Origin of the sequence: Amphritea japonica ATCC BAA-1530, from assembly GCF_016592435.1 — a bacterium.
Classification (GTDB): domain Bacteria; phylum Pseudomonadota; class Gammaproteobacteria; order Pseudomonadales; family Balneatricaceae; genus Amphritea; species Amphritea japonica.
Window position 1 is genome coordinate 1,242,691 of sequence record NZ_AP014545.1, and the last position, 20,221, is coordinate 1,262,911.

Genomic DNA, 20,221 nt, shown 5'->3' on the forward strand with positions numbered 1-20,221 from the left:
CAGTTGTTGTGCCGATGTAATGGAATATATAGCTTCATTGTATAGGCATTAATAGACTTGTCGCTATTCTATCTGAAAAGTACTCTGTCAGTATTGAACATAGGTACTATTATTCTTTGTAGGGTGATTTAACTGAAGTTCACAAGGTGAAAAGAAACGATCCAGAGTAGCTGCATATAGTCTAAATAGTAGTAAAAGTATGGAGAAGTAGTTAAAGGAATTGCTTTGTTAAGGATCAGCGAAGGGGAGGCAGCTGAAAGCAAGTATGGTCAATCAGATCAATCGGTAGTCGAAAAAGGGTTATTAAACCTTGATCTGTTTATAACTACTTTTGATAGTTATCGCTTCCAATCTGGAAGATTATGCATCATCTTGATATCGCCGATCATTGCCAATGCTTGTCATTCCTCAAGAGGGGAGTGAGTACCTCCTTCCTATCTAATGTACCTCTGCTCGAAATGTGCTTGCATGGGTCGCGCTCTCTGAATATTATTAATATATTAACTACTTGCTGGTGCATCAACAGCAGAGCCATAAGCTAGGAGAATCGAGTAATGCAATATCATCTGAATGGGTTTAAACCCGGTAATTACCAGGTTCCTGATGAGGCTAGAAAGCCTTACCCAGAGCCGCCGATTGTGGACCTGCCTAATGAAGTGGATGTGTTGATCATCGGCACAGGCCCTGCAGGCTTGACTATGGCAAGACAGTTATCTGAGTTTTCAGATATTAAAACATGCATAGTTGACATGGAATCTGGCCCCTTGCTGTTTGGACGCGCAGATGGGATCTCATGCCGTACCATGGAAATTATGGAGGCCTTTAATAGTAGTGAAATGGTGGTTAAAGAAACCTACCAGCTGAAACAAAACACATTCTGGGAGCCAGATGCGGAAAATCCAGAGAACATAAAACTTACACACAAAATTGCAGATGCCCGTGCTGGGCTTTCCGAGTTTACACACGGCATTGTTAACCAGGCACGCCTGCATGAGCTGCTGGTTGATGGTATGGAAAGATCGGTCACCCAACTCAGCCCTGATTATAGTCGTGAACTGGTTGAGATGAAGATTGATGAAAGTCTCACTCAGGATCTTGATGCTTACCCTATAACGGCAACCTTCAAGCGAGTCGATGACGCAGGCGCAGGTAAAACTGAAACGGTTAAAGCGCGTTACATTGTAGGTGGCGACGGTGCCCGAAGTAATGTTCGCAGAAGCATGAATATCCCTCTGGAGGGTGACTCTGCCAACAAAGCGTGGGGCGTCATGGATATTCTGTTGAATACGGATTTCCCAGACATTCGCGTTAAGAGCTTTATTCAGTCAAAAGAGCATGGTGCGGTCATGACCATTCCGCGTGAAGGTGGCTATCTTTGCCGGTTCTATGTAGAGCTGGATCTGCTTGGCAAGGACAAGCGTGCTAAGGATGTCAAACTGACCGAGCAAGACCTTATCGCCAAAGCTCAGAAGATTTTTCATCCCTATACACTGGATGTGAAAGAAGTGGCCTGGTGGTCAGTCTATGAGGTCGGTCAGCGTATAGCGGAGCGTTTTGACAATCGCCCAGTGGGTAGTTCAGAGGATATTATTCCCCGTGCATTTGTTGCTGGTGACGCCTGTCATACGCACAGCCCCAAAGGCGGATGGGGTTTGAATACTTCGCTCCCTGACACCTTTAATCTGGGCTGGAAACTGGCTGCTGTACTTCAGGGCAGAAGCCATTCAAAATTGCTGAGTACCTACGGTACGGAGCGACGCAAAGTGGCGCAGCAGTTAATCGACGCCGACCGTGAGCTATCTAAGCTGGTTGCTACCCGGCCAAACGCAGGCGATAACTCCGAGCAGGCAAAAGTAGATACGGCTAAGATCGAAGCTTTTATGCAACGACAAAGCGGCTTTGTCTCCGGAACATCGATTGAATATTACCCATCGTATATTTGTACAGGCCAGGATAACCAACAGTTGGCTTCTGGCTTTAAGATTGGTCAGCGTTTTCATTCGGCTGAAGCGACTCGCGTAGCAGACGGTAGAAGCCAGCACTTGGGGCACTTAGTTAAAGCGGATGGTCGCTGGAGGATCTTCCTGTTTGGCGATACGCAAGCTCCCACAGATCCTTCATCGGCTGCATATCAATTCATCGATTTCCTGGCCAACGATGAGTCTTCACCGGTGCAAAAATATACACCGAAGGGCTCTGATATTGACTCGGTCTTTGATACCTATGCGGTGTTCCAGCAACAAGATCTGTCGATGCACGGTCTGCAGGACTACCTGTGGCCTGCAAAAGGCAAGTACGGGCTGCGGGACTATGAAAAGGTATTCCAGTCTGATGCAAGCAATGACATCTATGACCTACGCGGAATTGATCGTAGCACTGGGTGTATAGTGGTTGTTAGGCCTGATCAGCATATCGCTACCATCCTGCCTGTCACGGCACACGAGGAGTTAACGAAGTTCTTTGATGTCTTCATGATTGAACAGAAGTAACAATCTCTTCGCGTTATCAAATACTCCTCTAAGCCCGTCGGTTGAATTCTGGCGGGCTTTTTTCTCTCTCCAGATAAGTCCAGTTTCGCGACACCGTGAAACAACTAGAAACCAAGTGTAGATATGGCTAGATATTCTGGGCGGGCATAATGTCGTTCTTTGACATAGAGTAGAGCTCTGATTAATTTAAGAACGTCTCTAGCTCAGCTATCGACATAAAGAAGATACTTAACGTCTGTAGAAAATAACAGACAACAAGAGATTTGTTGTAGCAGCAGCCTCCTGTTCAATCTGCTTGATGTTGGTTTTTTGATAAACTCGATTCTTCAGCGTCTATCCCGATAGGGTATGACAGCTCTGATGGACCTGTAAGGATTGGGCCGCAAGCCGATTTCTGAGTTAGTTTTAAAGGGACCTGTGAAAAAAGTTAACAATATGCCAAAAGCAGTCATCAGTTTCACGTAAAGATTAGAGCCTTATCGCTCCAAAATAACATCACGCTCAAGAAAGTATGCCACCACAGCATCCCCGAAAGCAGAAAGACTCTTACAGTTTCAATGAGCTGAGTAGCGGACTAAGTAAAAGAGTGATAGCCATAACGATCCAGGTTAGGCAGATAAGCCAGTATGTCCACGGGTTCTGGTGCTTGCTGACTAACTCAAATAGATGAGTTGTACCGCTTTTAAGGTCGGGTATAACCCAGCATAGGATAATTACTCCCCATAACCACATTAGCTGCAACCCAACAGCCAAATAGATCAATACCAGCCCGAGAATCGCTTTCCACTTTGTGCTTTCCATGATTACTCATCTTATGTCGGTATAGGAAGCGCTATAATCTAGAAATAACTGGAGTTAATCCAGCCTATATTTCTGGCTTTAACGAAACTTCGCTTAAGACTACGTCCAAGACTGTTATATTTCTCGTAAAACCAGGCCTGTCCCTCTTCTAGCGCTTGAGGCGTCATCTGCTTCGGCTGAAAAACGGCATGGGTGCCATCGTAAAGCGACCAATCTTTCGTTAATAAGCGTTGCTCATCTTCTAACTGCTGATAAAAAGTAGTACCCGGATATGGGGTGATAATAACTGAATGGCAAACATCCAACTCAACATCTTCAACGAAGGCTAACGTCTCTTCGAAGATGTCGCTGTTATGCTCATCGAAACCAAATAGCATCGCAGAATCAACAGCGATATTATATTCGTGTAGTTTACTTATATATTCTTTGGTTTTATCTATTTTGATGAACCCTTTTCCTGCCGCTTTCAACGCTGCACGGGAAGGTGTTTCGAGTCCTGATAGCAGATAAAAAAGGCCACTCTGAGCCGCGGCTTCTAGCAGGTCATCGTGTTCTGCAATGTTAATGGTCGCTTCTGCTACCCATTTAATATTAAGCGGTTTTAATGCTTCAAATAACTCAAACGCATACTCTCGATCGGCAATCAGGTTGTCAGCATGAAGCTCAATGTATTCAAGTCCAGACTTACGAATTTCATCGATTACCTGATCAACTGGGCGATTATGCATACCATCAAAAAAGCGATGGACCGTGCAATATGAGCATTTAAACTTACAGCCCCGTGAAACCACAACGGAGCCCAGTCCACCATAGGGAGTCAGATCCATATATTCATGTGGAAAAGGGCGTAGGGATGACAGGTCTGAAAGCTGTTCTCCATGATAGCGAGTCTTCAGTCCCCCATTGGTGAAATCATTCAGCAAATCGGGCCAGACTGTTTCGGCTTCACCGATAATGACCGCATCACTGTGTTCAAGTACTTCATCAGACATGAAAGATGCATGCAGGCCACCAAAGATGACTGCTTTACCTTGTTTTCGGTACTCATCGGCTAAGTGATAGCCCCTGTATGCATCGGGTGTGGACATAAATATTGCAATTAAATCGGCCTTGATTGTCAAATCAGCTGCGCCCTGGGATGTTTCATCGATCAGGTCAACTTCAACCCAGTCAGGCGTTGCAGCAGCTAATGAGTAAATACTTTGAGGAGGCGCTCCCATAAATTGCTTATAGTCTTTAAATGCGCCTGCGGCTGATGCTTTAATAATGTAAATCTTCATGACTTTTTCCTTAACAGAGATACAAGATCGCTACACAGACTTTATTGTTTCAGATTTTTTTTTAGATTGTCTTTCTGGTTGCCAGCCAGGGCCGCGAAACAGGTATCCTAAAACTTCACCAACACCTTTCGCTTTAACCAGATCACGATATAGCTTTGGAAATTCATAGAATTGAACTGTGATCGGGTTTTTACTGGTCATAGGTGTTGTAAGGCCATAATTAGGCAGCTCTTCCTCTTTGTGAAAGGTACCAAAGAGACGGTCCCAGATGATCAGAATACCGCCAAAGTTCTTATCGATATATTTCCTGTCAGAACCGTGGTGTACGCGATGATGAGAAGGGGTGTTAAACAGCCACTCGATGGGGCCAAGTTTTCCTACCATCTCGTTATGTAGCCAGAACTGATAAGCCTGTACTAAAACTTCAGCAGCGAAGATAAGGATAGGATTAAAACCCATCAGTACCAGCGGTAGGTGGAACATTACTGAAACAATCGGATCAAAAAAGCTGAATCGGAAAGCGGTGGCCGTGTTCATCATTGATGAACTGTGGTGTACCGAATGCGCCAGCCAGAATAGTCGGACCTTATGAATAACATAGTGTTCGATGTAATAAGTCAGATCAGCAAGCATCAGTACCAGCAAACCGGTGTAACCGTTAATCGGTAGTTTCCAGGGGATCATCTCGTGAATCATAAAATAGAGATAAACCCCGGCACCAAATGTAAAAATTTCAGCCAGATAGAAAGGAACCTGGGTGAACATGCTGGAAAGAGTCTCCAGAAAGCGTTCACCGCTGAATCGTTTAGTAATCAGATCATCTGTTAACTCCAAAGCGATAAAGAAGAGTGCGAATACCAGGGTCCAGTCATAGATATCAAAAGAGATATATTCAAAGAATTCCAGCCAGAGTTGTTCGTTCATCTTTTTTCCCCTACTGAATAGCCATGTAAGCTGTAAATTGATTGACCTGATAATCCGGTGATAAAAGGTAGATCTCGTAGTCGCCTTTAAACTTAAGCGGATTTACAAATTGATTGGCCTTTGCCCAACCATCCAGAACATAGTTGTTTGGCATAACTGCATACTGGCCGGGATCAACAGTGATGGCATGAATACGGCCGTTAAATCTAAAGTTTTTAGGTGCTGGATACCCTAGCGTTACACTCACCTGATTCTGTTGTTGGTTATAGCTATGGTAAACGGCAAATACTTTAAATGGGTCCCTTGGCGTTAAGGTAGTTGCGAGATCCTGTTGCGCGAATGCTTGCCAGCTTTGATCAAGTTGATGTTGCACATCGCCTGTAAGATCGATGCGACTTTCAATGCCTGCGATAACAGCACCGTTGCTCAGATAAGCTGTTTTGGGTGTTAGCCGTTTTTTTGTTGGTTGTTGCGATGATTTATCAGTTGCTGTATCGAGCTCTTTACCAGGGTACGGCTGCTCCGAGGTAAGGGATGACTGAATCAACCAGCCGGCAAGACCAAACATGAGTAGTACTGCAACAAAGTAAATAATCCGGATAAATCCATTGTGATTCGGCAATGCCATGTTTTACCCCTTACCAATAGAAACAAGATACAGCGACTAGTATCCAGATTAGAATCAGAACCCAATAACTCCATGGCTCCTGATTACGGAAGTACTCACGGTGTAACCAGACAGAGCCGGCATACAGATCCCATGCGACCCATAGCAGAAGTAAAATACCCAGAATTGATGTCCACACCATGATTTAACTCCTTATATGTTTGCAGGGCTTATTAGTTGCAGGGTTTAGCGTATTAATTAGTAGCTCCGCAGCCCTGCGAGCAGAGGGACGGTATTGTGCGCTCATATTCAGCGGAGCCAGTGAATCAAGGTTGAAATAGATAGACACTAAACCAAAGGCGATTGCATCAAGATGCTCATCTTCGACTGATTGATTGTCGCGTAATAAAATGGTTTTCATATCATTAGTGAAGCGATGCATCCAGCCCTGCATCTTTATACGCAGTGGTTCGTCCTGACCGGCAGCAAAGATCAGGGATTCAATAACCAGAATAAACTCTGCATCACTGTTATCTTCAGTAAAAAGGCCATCTAACAAAGCCGTGGTTACATTTTTTTCAGGCAGGTCATTTATAAATTCAGCCCATTGTTGATCTGATTGAGCGATAACCCGATCGGCCAGTTGTTGTACCAGTTCATTACGATTACCTGCGAAATGCCGTAGCAGGCTTCGCTGCAACCCGGCCTCTTCGGCGATGCGTTCTAGTGTGCTTCCCTCAAGTCCGTAGCGTGCAACACAACGCTGTAGGGCTTGTAAAATCTGTTCTGTTCTTTCGGCTTTCTTACTTGGACGACCCATGCATTTCACCCGGTTGATTAATGCTAGTTGATTATCAATGTTGATAATTTATAATTACGTTAGTTAATTGTCAAGATTGATAATAAAAGTATTTGTTGGAGAAGCGACTGTGCTAACTGGAACCCTTAACCTGAAACTACTGTTAACCCAATACTCCCAAGGTGTTGCTGTGACTTGGGGCTTGGTGTTATTGGAAAACATAATGCTAGCTCTGATTCCACTCCTGATCGGCTTTTCAATTGATAACCTGTTAGAGGGGGTTGCCGACCAGCTGATATTGCTGGCGATAATCATGGTTTTGTTGACAGGGGTAGCAGTGCTGCGGCGGGTTTATGACACGCGAATGTACGGCGCAATGAAAGTAGCACTTGGGCTTGAGCTGGATCAGCGTAATCTGTACTTGAACGTATCTACCCGTAGCGCTAGGTTAGATATGTCTCGGGAGCTAGTCAGCTTTCTGGAAGATGATGTTCCAGAGCTAATAACGGGAGTTACCCAGATTATTATCTCACTGGCAATACTGTCTTCTTTCGGTCTTGGACTGGCAATGAACGCTGCCGGTATGACTTTGACAATGCTGTTGCTCTATACTTTTTTTCACCGCTCATTTTTACGACTGAATCAGGCGTTGAATAACCAGACTGAACGTCAGGTGGCTTTGCTTACAAGAGGGTTTCATACAAGTCTGAATAGACACCTGAGCCTTTTATTACGCTGGGAAGTTAAGCTATCTGATCGGGAGGCCATACTGTATGGCTTGATTTTTTTATTGGTAACCGGGTTTATTGTTTCGAATCTATGGTTAGCGACAGCGATACCTGATATTTCCGCAGGCACTATTTTCACTATTATTACCTATTCATGGGAGTTTGTGCAGGCAGCGTTAGTGCTACCAATGACGCTACAGGGATTAACCCGCTTGCATGAAATTACTGAGCGTATTAATAGTAAAAAGGTGGTCTGAATTAGTTGACCACTACAGTCGGCGGAACCTTTACAGTGTGTCGTCAACCAAAAGCAGTTGTAATTATTCAAGCAAAACTCAAGAAAGTCTTGTGCATTATTCGCCAGAGCTGGTTTACTGAATAAAGGGTGTTTCCCCAGTAAAACGCCATCAATATCGATAAATAGGTTAATTTTGCCCCTGATGGTATTCATTGAGTCTGATTTCGAACTGTTGTAGTGGTTTGAGTGGCTGCTTAATTTGATTGGAAGAAGTCGGTATACAGGCGCTTACCTGTGCGTGTTATAGATTTTGAGGTGATAACTAATGAAAATCAGAGTGAGTGCTTTCTTGCTTATCTTTGTTGTATTCAGTTTTGCTGGCTGCAGCCAATCTGTTGATAACGCAAAGCCAAAATCAACACTGCGGATAGCGAATCTCAGTGATCAGATAAAACCGAAAAGCGAAACTCAGTGTAATGATCAATCGGCCGTGCAGTACGCCGAGACATTCTATCGCGAACATTACTATTTCTTCGATAGTCCTGAGCCCCAAATGATTGATCAGCTTTATACTGCTGACTTTAAACAGGCAATAATGAATCATGCAGAATGTTTGGGCGATCAGGGAATCTGTAATTTACATTTTGATCCTTGGTTAGATGCTCAGGATGGTTATGCGGATGGGGAGATAGAGTATTCTGTCCGGAAAATTAGCCCGGATTCTATATCGGTTGATCTGAATTATCAGTTTCGTGTTCATCCTACACTACCAGCAAAGCCGCAGAGGGTTTCACTATTACTGAACAGAGCAGATACCGCTTTATGCTGGAAGGTGGATGATATGCTGCTGCCTGATAAGAGATCGATGAAGGCAATGATGGTGAATGATTACCAGCATTTTTATTATTATAAAAAAACCAAATTGAGCTGGAGTCTGCTGTCTTCAGATATAGATTCTAGCAAAATAGCAGTCTCTCGGGATAACAGGGTGATTGCCGAATATGATCTTAACTGTGATGTAGGTGAGGCGCTGAATCAAAATTCGGAGCAATTGGATGGGGAGATGAACAAGGTAGGCTTGGTGGTGACGTACTCTAAACCGCAGGGCTTTGTTATTACATCTTGCCGATTCGGGGCTCACTCCAAGCGTTTAACTGTGTACGATCTGGAAATTAAAAGTTCAACGCCTGTTTGGGAAAGAACGGGCAGTTATTTTGGTGAATGGAGCATCAATCAAAACTATGACTTAGTACTGTCCTACGATGAACCCTGTAATAACCTAGATTGTCCTGCTCCTTTTGTTCAAAAAGATGTTATCTGGAGCAATGAAGTTAATTGATATCAGTACAGATTATCCGCTGAGGTCAGGTTAGAGGTGAATATTGCTTTAGGGAAAAGATAACTGCGGATGCAGTCCCTCGCTCATCTGAGACTAACCTTCCTGATGAAAATGGTCGGCGGTGCATTTATAGAAAGCCTTTAAGTTCATCTGATAAACCTTGTTCGCCAAAAAATCAAAAATGTAAGTGTGCAGGGTTGTTACAGTATTCATACATAGCTTCCAGCAGTGTGACTATTTTCCCATGATGAGCTGAATTCAGGTTTGTAGTGGCATAACTAAATTGGATGCTTGATTAGATTTTTTAGTGATTAGCTAAGATTTTATCTAGAGTCAGGGTATAGAAAGTAGTTTCGGTAAAAACAGTTCGTGCATAGTTATCAGTTGTTCTTCTCCCTTTGATTGATCCAACAAAGAGGTGCTGAGTACCATATAAGTCATAACCTTCAGCGAACTCTCCTAGGTCGACAGTTACAACGACTGGTCCACCTGAAGCTCCTTCATATGAAGTGCAATAGCTCAGCTTGCTTCCACTTTGACCGCCGGTAAGAATGCATTTTTCATGGTAGGTAAGTATCTGTCCTTTCCCCCCAATTCCTTTATCAGCCGAGTGACCCGCAATAGTAGCGAAGGGCTTGAACTTTTTCCCAAAAAAAATCTGAATCAAGAGCATCAGAATAATCAATTGGAGAGTTAATAAGTGGTTTAATTACTTCTCTAGAAATAGCTTCGTTTAACTTAACAATTGCATAGTCCCCAGGGTTCATTTGGGCCGTAATAACTTTAGCGATTGTCCTTTTAATGCTATTACCTGAGTTAGTTGTAAAAATGGCTTCGTTATAACCAACTTTGAAGCCATTTGAGCCTTCGCTTGAGGCCCAATGGGCAATACAGTGGCCAGCGGTGATGGCGATAATGCCATCTTTTTTTGGTGAATCAACGACGATGCTCAGTGTATATTGCTCTGTATTTCCATTTCTTAAAGTAGAAGTTAAGCTTCCCACAGCCTCAAGCCATGAGGGAGAAGTTATGGATCTGATCTTTCTTGGGTCGTTGGCCATTGTTTCAGGGTAAGCTTCGCCTGAATGGTGAGTGATTTTAGAAGGGTTTTGAAAAGAAGGCTGATGAAAATTTGTAGTGAAAGATTGTTCACAAGCCTTGTTGCAGGCCGTACCAGCGAAAACTTGAGTTGTAATAAGCGCAAATAGAAGTAGGGTCTTCACTACAGGCTTTGTCCAGGAGTTTGTTTGTCAGAGAGGTTAGTATGAGAGCAGGGTTTAGCCGAGTGCTGATATTTAAAAGGTGTTGTTCGGAGTGTTTTTTTGAATCAGAGAATAAAAGATCCGGGGTAGCTGTATACAGGTTAAAACAGTAAAAGGTGTATACCCCGGTGAATAACGAAATTACTTCGTTAAGGATCAGCGAAGGGGAAGGTGCTGAAAAACAGGTATGGTCAACGCGATGAATCGGCAGACAAAATAGGGTGGATCAGAAAAGTGGTCGGGGCAGCAGGATTCGAACCTACGACCCTCTGCTCCCAAAGCAGATGCGCTACCAGGCTGCGCTATGCCCCGACTAGGGTGAACATTGATTAGACACTGTGTTCTGAAGTGTTGAAAGATGGTCGGGGCAGCAGGATTCGAACCTACGACCCTCTGCTCCCAAAGCAGATGCGCTACCAGGCTGCGCTATGCCCCGACGAAGAACATTATTTATACACGTAAAGTTCCAGTGTGTCTCAGAATTTACCAGTTCTATTACTAGAAGATGGTCGGGGCAGCAGGATTCGAACCTACGACCCTCTGCTCCCAAAGCAGATGCGCTACCAGGCTGCGCTATGCCCCGATCTGAGTGAATGGCTCCTCGAGCTGGACTCGAACCAGCGACCAATAGATTAACAGTCTACTGCTCTACCAACTGAGCTATCGAGGAAAATCATTCATTACGGTTTCAGTTGGCTCCTCGAGCTGGACTCGAACCAGCGACCAATAGATTAACAGTCTACTGCTCTACCAACTGAGCTATCGAGGAACACCTCAACCGTGGCGGCGTATATTAATGATGAGCAGAGGTAGCGTCAAGCAAAAAATCTACTGTTTTTTTAAGTGGTTAAATAACAATCGAAAAGTATCTGTGAAGGTCATTTATGGCGCTCAGATTGAATTAGTGCAAGGTAGCGTTTCGTTCACTAGATGTTTTCTGTATAACAGGCGTATATACGTTGGCGTTTACGCTTTCCATAGAGTGATCAGGGTTAGGCATTGCAGGCTTTTTCACAGACCTTGCTATTAAAAAATATAGGCACTAAGGATATTCATATATGACTATGATTACCGGTAAAGATGCGCCACTGGAAGATTCTATTGCCAGAATGAGTGCGCACCTTCAGAGGCTTGGCTTTGAGATAGAAGAAGTGCAGTGGCTTAATCCGGTCCCTAATGTGTGGTCTGTCTATATTCAGGACCGTAATTGTCCTATGTTGTTTGCCAATGGTAAGGGGGCGTCACGTGATGCGGCACTTGCCAGTGCTCTGGGAGAGTATTTTGAGCGTTTGAGCTGTAACTATTTCTTTGCTGACTACTATCTTGGTCAGCCGGTTGCTGAGGGGGAGTTCGTTCATTATCCGAACGAGCGATGGTTTTCTGTGCATGATACCGAGCTGCCTGAAGGGTTGCTCGACGGACCGACCCGGAAACACTATAACCTGAGTGGTGAATTAAAAGCCTCTATGCTGATTGATACCAACTCAGGTAATCGTCAGCGGGGTATCTGTGCTATTCCGTTTGAGCGCCAACGTAATGCTGAAAAGGTATGGGTGCCGGTCAATATTGTCGGCAATCTTTATGTGAATAATGGTATGGCTGCAGGTAACACCATAAACGAAGCACGGGTGCAGGCTCTGTCTGAGATTTTTGAGCGGCATATAAAAAATACGATTATTTCTTCTGGAATTAGTCTTCCAAATATTCCCCAGCATGTGTTGGACCGTTATCCCAGCGTGGTTGAATCAATCGCTTCGCTACGTGAGCATGGGTTTGTTGTGGTGGTTAAGGATGCATCGCTAGGCGGGAAGTTCCCGTTGGTTAATGTCACACTGATCAACCCTGCAGACGGGGGGTGTTATGCTTCATTCGGTGCGCATCCTAAGTTTGAAGTGGCATTAGTACGCGCGGTGACTGAGTTGTTGCAGGGGCGGGCACTGGATAGCCTGGAGGCGTTACCACTTCCAGACTTTGATATCGCCAGAGTGGCAGATCAGCAGAACCTGGAGGCGCATTTCAACGATTCTAGCGGCTCAGTCGCCTGGGATCTGTTTTCAACGGAAACGGATTATGAGTTTGCTGAGTGGAATATAGAGGGGGGGACGCAGGCTGAATTTGAACAGCTGTGCCATCTGATCCACAAAGTCGATATGGATATCTATATTGCTGATTATGAACACTTGGGGATGTATAGCTGTCGAATTATAGTGCCGGGTATGTCCGAGATCTATCTGGTTGATGAACTGGTCTGGAACAATAACAATGCCGGTATTGATCTGCGTGAACCCTTGTTGCGTTTGTCTGAATTGAATGAAGAAGAAGCGGAAGCGTTGCTGGTCAATATTGAGGAAAGTGGTTTTGATGATCTGCAGCGGGTTGCCGACATAATCGGTGTTTTGACTGACGCTGCAACTGCCTGGAACACATTGCGGGTAGGTGAGTTAAAATGCTTATTAAACTTACAGCTCGGTGAACTGGAAGACGCGTTGTACTGGAGTGACTGGATCCAGCAGTTTGGTCATCTGGATAAAGACAGAGCGGTATTGTTCCGTTGCTTGCATCAGTGTCTGATGTTCCGCTTAGATCAAGAACGGCCCCTGGATGAGTATAGGGGGCTGTTGGATCAAATATACGGTACTCAACGGGTCGCAGCTGTATTAGATATGATTGATGGGAACGCGGTATATAGCGGTCTGGTTAGTTCTTCGCTGGCATTAGAGGCTTTCAATGAGCATCAGAATCTATTAGCGACTTATGCTCGACTGCAAAGGGTTAAAAAAAGTAACTGAACAAACATTGGTCATGTTTTTAACTGATTGATTTATGGGTGTTTTTAAAATATAAAAAATTGAATGGGCTATCCTGTAGGGGGTAGCCTTTTTTGCCTCTTGGTCAGTGTGGTTATTTCCGCTATCATCGGTGGCTTCACCTTGTTCGCGTGTCCGGAGATTTTTACTGAGATGCTTTTTAAAAAGCTTCCCGAAACAATATTTGTGCCCTTCTCGGGACAAAATAAACATATCTATGAAGCGGTCTTGCTGGATCTGGCTGATCAGTTCTTTGATGAAGATCTGGTAGATCCGTTTGTGCCTAAAGACCTTATCCGCTCTTGTATCGAAGATACAGTTGTTCGTTTGGGTGTGCGTCGCTGGGAGCCTGAAGAGGGTGAGTCCGAAAGCGATCGACAGGAACTACCCCGTTCCACGGCTGAATATACCAGTCGGATCTATCGCCGTTTGGTTGAAACTGGCTGGTTGGAAGAAGAGCAGCGGATCTACCGTACCTTTGTTCTGTTATCGCCGGCCATTAGTTACTTGTTGCGAACGTTAGTTGGCATTAATGAGCTGGAAAAGCGAAGCTATGGCGGCGCGGTTCTGAATGTTCTTAGTTCCCTGGAATCTGCCATAAAAGACCCGGCGGGCAGGGGTATTACCCTGCAGGAGGCGGCGCAAACCGCAGCTGATTTCAGTGCTCACCTGACTGATATGATGCTGGGGTTGCGGGAATTAAAAATGAGCCTGGCTGCGACCTCTAATCCCCAAGAGATTGTACGTAGTTTCTTTGATCGCTTCGTGGCCCATATTCTTGTCTCTGACTACAAAACACTGAAAACGAAGAACAACCCGTTCCGCTTTCGCCGTCAGATTCTGACGATGCTACGTGATCTGCAATTTGATCCACTCAAAGTTGAAAAGTTAGCTAAACACTATCAGGAACAGTTTGAACTGGGTTTTGCCGACGCTGAGGCGATGGTGCACAGCCATATCAACCGTATTATTCGGATTTTTGAGTCGGTGGATCAGCGTTTAGCAACGATCGATGATTTCCGTTATCGTCTAGAGAAACGGGTTGCCGACACCGTTCGCTATATGGATAAAACGACGCCGGGCATGAGTTCTCGCCTGTCTCGTCTGATCTCCGATGTGTCGAAGCTTGATTCTCGCTCCATACCTCATATCAACACTTTGGAAGCGGCTGCTTTCATTGCGCCAGGTAGTGTGCGTTCACCGGTTCGGCGCAGGGTTGAAACCAAACCCCGGGTTATTCGGCCTATTGAGATCGATCCCCGGGTGTTGGAAATGCGCCAGCTATTCAAAGAGTACAAGGCTCGCCGGGAAGTAAAACCGGAAAATATAGAGCTCTATGTAGAACGTCATCTGCTCGATAAGAAGAAAATCAACGCGTCTGACTTCACTATTGAGTGTATCGAAGATTACATCTGCTTCAGTTACCTGCGCCACATGCGCTCACTCGGTAAGAAAGGGCGGGGTACCGCCAATAAGTATGAGATTAAGTTCGAAGAAAAATATGTCAACGTCGCGGATATGGTTGAATGTCGCGACTTCAGTATTCAGAGGAAAGTATAATGCTGGGTGATCTGCAGAAAATCATCGGTCGCAGTGATCAGTATCAGGAAGAAGATTTCGTTCATGCCGCCAATATGCTGCTGGTGAATCAATTTATCTATGCTGAGCGCTCCGGCCATCGGGATAGTTACTTTCTGGTCGCTTCTCATGTGGATTACTTTACTAATCTGTTTGCTGCTATCGGCTGGTCGCTGATTTATCAGCCAGATGAAGCTTATTTAGGCATATTGCCAAAAGGTGAAGAGCGCTTCATGCGCTTAAAGCTGGATGAGTCGTTGTTTCTGCTCTGCTTGCGTCAGCAGTATGAACAGAAGCTGGAAGCATTTGATGTGGAGGCCGGTCGGGCCTATATCACCTCTAATGACCTGCTAACACTCTATGAAAACCTCACCGGTCGTGAGATACCGAACGAAACCCGTTTGAAAGAGCTGCTGTCGTTGTTTAGTCGGCATGGAATTATCGAGCGGGGCAAGCCTCATGAAACAGACCCTAAAAATATTCCGTTAACGATTAACCCTGCGATTCGCCAGGTGGTTGTGGAAGATTTTATCGGTCAGCTAGAAGCCTTGTGCGAAGAGCAGGATGACGGCGACTCGGTCTCGGGTGCAGTGGAAGCGGGTTCTGCGGATGAGGCAGTAATTGCGCCTGAAGCTCCTTCGGAGGTGATGCCAGAAACACCAGCTACCGAGCCAACAGACGCCGTGATAGATGAGCCTGCACCGGAGGAGACAAACTGATGAAACAGCTCAATAGAATGGTGCTGGTTAACTGGTATGTGTTGGGTGCGGTAGAGATCCCGATTAAAGGTAATGTGGCTATTGTAGGGCCGAATGGGTCGGGTAAATCCTCTTTGCTGGATGCCATACAGACGGTGTTGATGGGGGGGAATAAAAAATACCTTAGCTTTAACGCCAGTGCGGGTGATAAAAGTGAGCGTAGTTTGCGTACTTATTGTCTGGGTTTTATGGATGATATGGGTAAGAAAGAAAACTCCCGACAGGATTCTGTTAGTTATATCGCATTGAGTTTTTTTGATACTGAGACGGGCAAAGAGACCTGTGTTGGTCTGGCCATTAGTGCGTCGCTTTCTTCACCGGAGGAGGATGTATTAGGGCGCTTTATCCTGCCTGACTTTTCCGTCTCTCTGGAGGACTTTACCGATAAGCAGGACGGTGGTCGTTTGCCAAAAGAGTGGCCAGTGGTACGGGAAAGCTTATTGAAGCAATGCCCTGACATGAAGTTGGAGAAACGCGCGAATCGCTTTATCCGTGAGTTGGTGACTGAGCTAAGTTATGACCCTCAGATGCCAAATGATGATGATAAGTTCGTTAAAAACTTTCGTAACGCACTTAAATTTGTCCCGATTAATAGCCCGACACGCTTTATCCGTGAGTTTGTTCTGGATGAAAATATTGTCCATGTGGGGGGCTTCCGTAAGTCTCTCGATGAATACCGGGCGATGGAAGAAAAAACCCGTGAAGTCGCGAATCGCATTGGTGAGCTTGAAAAAGTTCAGGAGCAGTGTAAAGGGATCGATCGTAATGTGAAAAATTCGGTTGAGTATGAGTGGGTGGTTCACGAAACCCGATTTGAGCATGCTGATCTGAAAAAAGAGGAAGCAGAAGAGCGCCTCGAATTAAATCAGGAGAAAGAAACCACGCTACAGTCTGATCTTGAAGCGAAGAGCGAAGAGCTTAATCAGACGATGCAGTCCTTGGCGAATACCCGGGCTGAGCTGAATAACACCGACAGTGCGCATAAGGTGAAGGCGCTGGAAAACTCAATTGATGCGCGTTCTCATGAGTTGGGTGTTGTTAAAGAGAAAATTCAGCATGTTTATTCGCTGCTCCGTTCAGCGGTAAGTTTTGCGAACTATCAGCAATACCTGCCGGAGAGTTTTATCCCGGTGGTTAAGGATTCCGTTGAACTCTGGCGCTCCGGCGAAGATATGATGGCTGAGGCATGGCCTCTGGCGCCGGTGGATGTGGATAACAATCTTAAGCAATTAAAAGATTCGGTGGACGGTGTGCGCCGGGAGATTGCGCGCCGCTTTGAAGCGTCGGTTATCCGTATGAACGAGCTGCGCAGCGAAATACAAAGTCAGAAAAGTGCCGTGGAGCAGTTGAAAGAGGGGCGGGCGCCGTTGCGTCGTAATACCCGTGAGCTGATGCAGCTGCTGAAAGACTATGGTATTGAATCTACCCCAATCTGTGAGTTGGTGGATATCAACGATGAGAAATGGCGTATTGCGATTGAAAGTTTCCTTGGTGCACGCCGCGAAGCTCTTATTGTTGATCCCGACCGGGTTAAAGAAGCGATCACGCTTTACCGGCGTAAAGGTCGTCACCTGAAAGGTTGTCGGGTGGTTAACACCACTAAGAGCCATGAATGGGTCAACCGGTCAAAGCCAGGTTCGCTGGCGCAGTTTGTGGATTGCCAGGGTGAAGACGCTTTGGGCTACATGAATCGCGCTCTGGGCGGTGTGATGGCGGTAGAAACTGAAAGCGAACTGATTCGCCAAGAGCGGGCGCTGACCTATGACTGCATGTTGCAGACTGAAGGAACAACGACCTCAATCCGCGAAGAAGCGCCGATGATGGGCAGTGGTGGTGGCCGTCGTCAGCATCAGCTGCAACAGCAGGATCGTCAGGTTGATCAGATGATGGCTGAGTTCAGCGCGTTGAACAAAGATCATGAAGCGCTGGATAGTCTGAGAGAAAACCTGATCCGTATGACCGCAGCGCTGACCGGCGTGACCGAGCGGACGTTTGATCTGGTTAATCAGCGTGAGATGCTGCAATCGGAGATTGACGGCTATCGTCAGGGTATTACTGACCTGCGTAATCAGGATGATACGGGCATTCAGCAGCGTATTGCTGAGTTGGTTGAGGCGCAAAAAGCGGCTCAGGATACTCAGAAGAAACTGATGGATAAGCTACAATCTACCCGCACCAGCCTGATTAAAGATAATGCGTCTCTTGAAGTGTTGGATAATGAGCTGGAAGAACATGCTGCAGCGCGCTCTAAGTGTGAAGCTGATGCTAATTTTGATGCTCAGTCTGCTCAGGAAAAGCGGGATTATATGGATGAGTCCTGTTCCGGTGATCTGGATCGGATCATTTTTGAGTCGGCTAAGAAAGCACAGTCTGAGTTGGGGCTGGTGGAGCGAAAGAAAAATATTGTCCGGGATGGGGTTGCTCAATACAAGGCGCGCTATCACGGTTCTGGCCTGAGTCATCAGGAGTTGGATAAGGTTGATGAAGATTCAACCCATGAGCAACTGGCTGAGTTTGTTGATCATACGATTCAATCGTTGCGTGACAGTGAGCTGGCTGAATATACCGAGAAGGCTGAGCGGGCACGGCTGGAAGCAGAAACTTCATTCCGTTCCGATTTTGTTGCTCACTTGAAGGATCAGATTGAGAAAATTAAAGAGTTGATTCGGGAGTTGAATGCTCACTTGAAAAACCGTCCTTTCCACCGGGAAATGTACAGTTTTGAAATGATGCCTAACCCAGAGCTCAAAGATATTCTGGAACTAGTCGAAGCCTATACCCGAATGGATCAGGCTAATGTTGGCTCGCTGTTCGACATGCAATTTGATGAGAAACGTCCCCATCAGGATGCGCTGACGAAGATCCATGAAGTGCTGAAGGATGAGGGTGAAAGTAGCCTGTTACAGGATTACCGTAACTTTTATAACTTTGAGCTGGTGGTGAAAGATGTTGAGGGTAATCGCAAAACGACGCTGACACAGCGGATTAAGACTGGCTCTGGTGGTGAGCATCAGGTGCCGTTTTACGTTGCCATTGCTGCTGCGATGGGTGCGACTTATCGGCTGCGTGATAGCGCCGACGGCGTTACGCTGGGTGGTATTAGCTTATCTGTATTCGATGAGGCATTTAACAAGCTGGATGCTGAAAACACCGTTACCTCCCTTGGGTTTATGAGTGATCTGGGGCTGCAGACGCTGATTGCTGCGCCGGATGATAAGTATTCACTGATGGCAACGACGATGGATACTATTATCAATGTCTGCCGGGATGGTCGGGTTGTGGATATTGATGTGGAGTTTCCAACCCAGAATGGTAAAGCGCTACTGAACTCTGATAACCCTTATCGATTGATTGACCGATCAGAAGGGGAGTCGAGTGCAGAAGATGTTGAAGGGTTATTGCCCGCTTAAGGTCTTGGTTTAAGTCAGTCGGCTTACAGCGTAGTGGTCCATCGGGTTCCCCGGTGGGCCATTTTTGGTTTTGGGGAATGGTAATCCGGCTCGAAGCTGCAGAGTGGTGCATTTTGACGCAGGACGATGAGCCGTTTGGGATCGTTCGGGTGGGGGCGAACCTGCCATTGATCCGGTTGATTAATTACCTCAACTAGCATGGCCTGAGCCTCGGGCGCCGGTATTCCTTTAAACTCCACCATAAAATCATCGTTATTCGGCAGGGCTAATTGCTCAGTGCGTAGGTCCTGATACTGATGATTGGCCAATAACTGTTGCAGATGTTGAAGGTCCCAGTGTTTGGGGGCGCAGGTCAGAGGCAGGAGCCTGCCAAGGTGTCCTGGGGAGATAACGGCGCGCTCTTTAGAGAAAAACTTGCGCACAGTCAGTTCGGTGTGGGCTTTTAATAACGAATTGTCTCGCACGTTGCCATCAAAATTTACCTGGCTTAGGCCATCAATCATGATCTGTAGATTAAAATCGCAGGCCTTAATGAATTTCCAGGCAGGTTCAAGTGAGTTTCGTGCTCCCAGGCTGTACTTGGTAGCCTGCTTGCCGTGACGTGTGTTTGCGTCCAGTACAGTAATCATCAGATAGTTACTTTGAAAATCGACCAGTGCTTCCGGTTGTTCAGTAAAGCAGCAGGAAACTTCTCGCTGGCAGAAAGACAGCCAGGCTTCTCGCGTATTCAGGTGGGGCAGACAGCGGATATTCATTCACATCCCTAAAGCTGGGGTTATAATGCAGGCCAGTAGTTTAACCGAAGTTGAGATAAGCCTCTATGAAACTGATCAATCGTTCCGGATTTGCCGTTTTACCACGCCAGCCTTTTGCAGATTGGGCTAATCAGCAGCATGACGAGCTGAATCAGGTGATGAGTCTTGACGAGCATCGGGCTGAGGGTAGTGTTTATCTGACCGAAGAGTTTCAAAGTGAAGACGATTTGTCGGAACAATTAGCCGTGCATTATAAAAGAATCTTCGAGAATGAGTTGGCTGCCTGGGATGAGTTTGGTGATCACTGGCCGCAGCAGAGAACCCTGGAACTGTTTCTTCAATGGTTTGAGGTCATTCCGCAAGTGATGGCGGTGGATCTGTTGCAGGCGCCATTATTGATGGCGCCTTTGGAAGACTGATAAAGGTTGTTGTTAATGCGATTGATC

16 protein-coding genes and 5 tRNA genes are annotated in these 20,221 nt (G+C 45.8%); 8 read left to right on the forward strand and 13 right to left on the reverse strand.

All coding sequences use genetic code 11. The features are described 5' to 3' along the window. Nucleotides 1-554 precede the first annotated feature (554 nt). Nucleotides 555-2,489, forward strand: a complete 1,935-nt coding sequence (locus AMJAP_RS05710) for an FAD-dependent monooxygenase (RefSeq protein WP_019622116.1) — start codon at nt 555-557, stop codon at nt 2,487-2,489. A gap of 546 nt (nt 2,490-3,035) precedes the next feature. On the opposite strand, the gene AMJAP_RS05715 is transcribed toward AMJAP_RS05710, so the two are convergent. The 6 genes from AMJAP_RS05715 to AMJAP_RS05740 are packed head-to-tail and all read right to left on the reverse strand — an operon-like array spanning nt 3,036 to nt 6,921. Continuing rightward, nucleotides 3,036-3,290, reverse strand: a complete 255-nt coding sequence (locus AMJAP_RS05715) for a hypothetical protein (RefSeq protein WP_019622117.1) — start codon at nt 3,288-3,290, stop codon at nt 3,036-3,038. Between the two features lie 38 nt (nt 3,291-3,328). Beyond that, the gene (locus AMJAP_RS05720; protein WP_019622118.1) at nt 3,329-4,570 is read right to left on the reverse strand and encodes a B12-binding domain-containing radical SAM protein; all 1,242 of its coding nucleotides are present in this window, start codon (nt 4,568-4,570) and stop codon (nt 3,329-3,331) included. 30 nt (nt 4,571-4,600) lie between these two features. Continuing rightward, nucleotides 4,601-5,494, reverse strand: coding sequence for a sterol desaturase family protein (locus tag AMJAP_RS05725; RefSeq protein ID WP_019622119.1), 894 nt, complete (start codon nt 5,492-5,494; stop codon nt 4,601-4,603). A gap of 10 nt (nt 5,495-5,504) precedes the next feature. After that, nucleotides 5,505-6,122 (reverse strand): GyrI-like domain-containing protein, encoded by a 618-nt coding sequence (locus AMJAP_RS05730; RefSeq protein ID WP_019622120.1) that lies wholly within the window; start codon nt 6,120-6,122, stop codon nt 5,505-5,507. 10 nt (nt 6,123-6,132) lie between these two features. Then, complete coding sequence (locus AMJAP_RS05735) at nt 6,133-6,303, reverse strand: hypothetical protein (RefSeq protein ID WP_019622121.1); 171 nt, start codon at nt 6,301-6,303, stop codon at nt 6,133-6,135. Nucleotides 6,304-6,306: 3 nt separating this feature from the next. Continuing rightward, nucleotides 6,307-6,921, reverse strand: a complete 615-nt coding sequence (locus AMJAP_RS05740; RefSeq protein WP_019622122.1) for a TetR/AcrR family transcriptional regulator — start codon at nt 6,919-6,921, stop codon at nt 6,307-6,309. A 109-nt stretch (nt 6,922-7,030) separates the two neighbouring features. Here AMJAP_RS05740 and AMJAP_RS05745 point away from each other — a divergent pair, with 109 nt between their 5' ends. Beyond that, the gene (locus AMJAP_RS05745) at nt 7,031-7,885 is read left to right on the forward strand and encodes an ABC transporter six-transmembrane domain-containing protein (RefSeq protein ID WP_019622123.1); all 855 of its coding nucleotides are present in this window, start codon (nt 7,031-7,033) and stop codon (nt 7,883-7,885) included. Nucleotides 7,886-8,419: 534 nt separating this feature from the next. Then, nucleotides 8,420-9,205, forward strand: coding sequence for a hypothetical protein (locus AMJAP_RS05750; RefSeq protein WP_156815211.1), 786 nt, complete (start codon nt 8,420-8,422; stop codon nt 9,203-9,205). A gap of 602 nt (nt 9,206-9,807) precedes the next feature. Here AMJAP_RS05750 and AMJAP_RS05755 read toward each other — a convergent pair. From AMJAP_RS05755 to AMJAP_RS05780, 6 genes are all read right to left on the reverse strand, one after another. Beyond that, nucleotides 9,808-10,428 (reverse strand): hypothetical protein, encoded by a 621-nt coding sequence (locus tag AMJAP_RS05755; RefSeq protein WP_201356414.1) that lies wholly within the window; start codon nt 10,426-10,428, stop codon nt 9,808-9,810. Nucleotides 10,429-10,702: 274 nt separating this feature from the next. Next, nucleotides 10,703-10,779 (reverse strand) — tRNA-Pro (locus tag AMJAP_RS05760). A gap of 47 nt (nt 10,780-10,826) precedes the next feature. Beyond that, nucleotides 10,827-10,903: transfer RNA gene (locus AMJAP_RS05765), tRNA-Pro, on the reverse strand. A 70-nt stretch (nt 10,904-10,973) separates the two neighbouring features. Continuing rightward, nucleotides 10,974-11,050, reverse strand: a tRNA-Pro gene (locus tag AMJAP_RS05770). Nucleotides 11,051-11,061: 11 nt separating this feature from the next. Then, nucleotides 11,062-11,137: transfer RNA gene (locus tag AMJAP_RS05775), tRNA-Asn, on the reverse strand. Nucleotides 11,138-11,160: 23 nt separating this feature from the next. Further along, a tRNA-Asn gene (locus AMJAP_RS05780) sits at nt 11,161-11,236 on the reverse strand. A gap of 289 nt (nt 11,237-11,525) precedes the next feature. Here AMJAP_RS05780 and ycaO point away from each other — a divergent pair. The 4 genes from ycaO to AMJAP_RS05800 all read left to right on the forward strand — a co-directional run bounded on the left by ycaO (nt 11,526) and on the right by AMJAP_RS05800 (nt 19,020). Then, a complete protein-coding gene (gene ycaO, locus AMJAP_RS05785; protein WP_019622127.1) occupies nt 11,526-13,256 on the forward strand; it encodes a 30S ribosomal protein S12 methylthiotransferase accessory factor YcaO in 1,731 nt (576 codons plus the stop codon). Nucleotides 13,257-13,427: 171 nt separating this feature from the next. Continuing rightward, nucleotides 13,428-14,834, forward strand: coding sequence for a Wadjet anti-phage system protein JetA family protein (locus tag AMJAP_RS05790; RefSeq protein WP_026340153.1), 1,407 nt, complete (start codon nt 13,428-13,430; stop codon nt 14,832-14,834). Continuing rightward, nucleotides 14,834-15,571 (forward strand): DUF4194 domain-containing protein, encoded by a 738-nt coding sequence (locus tag AMJAP_RS05795; protein ID WP_019622129.1) that lies wholly within the window; start codon nt 14,834-14,836, stop codon nt 15,569-15,571. The genes AMJAP_RS05790 and AMJAP_RS05795 overlap by 1 nt, the downstream gene beginning before the upstream one ends. Further along, on the forward strand, nt 15,571-19,020 hold the full coding sequence (locus AMJAP_RS05800; protein WP_019622130.1) for an SbcC/MukB-like Walker B domain-containing protein: 3,450 nt from the start codon (nt 15,571-15,573) through the stop codon (nt 19,018-19,020). Before AMJAP_RS05795 ends, AMJAP_RS05800 begins: the two co-directional genes overlap by 1 nt. A gap of 23 nt (nt 19,021-19,043) precedes the next feature. Here the strand turns inward: AMJAP_RS05800 and AMJAP_RS05805 are convergent, their stop codons facing one another. Next, entirely contained in the window at nt 19,044-19,775 is a 732-nt protein-coding gene (locus AMJAP_RS05805) for a hypothetical protein (protein WP_019622131.1), read from the reverse strand. Nucleotides 19,776-19,840: 65 nt separating this feature from the next. On the opposite strand from AMJAP_RS05805, the gene AMJAP_RS05810 reads away from it, so the two are divergent. After that, entirely contained in the window at nt 19,841-20,194 is a 354-nt protein-coding gene (locus tag AMJAP_RS05810) for a hypothetical protein (protein WP_019622132.1), read from the forward strand. Nucleotides 20,195-20,221 lie beyond the last annotated feature (27 nt).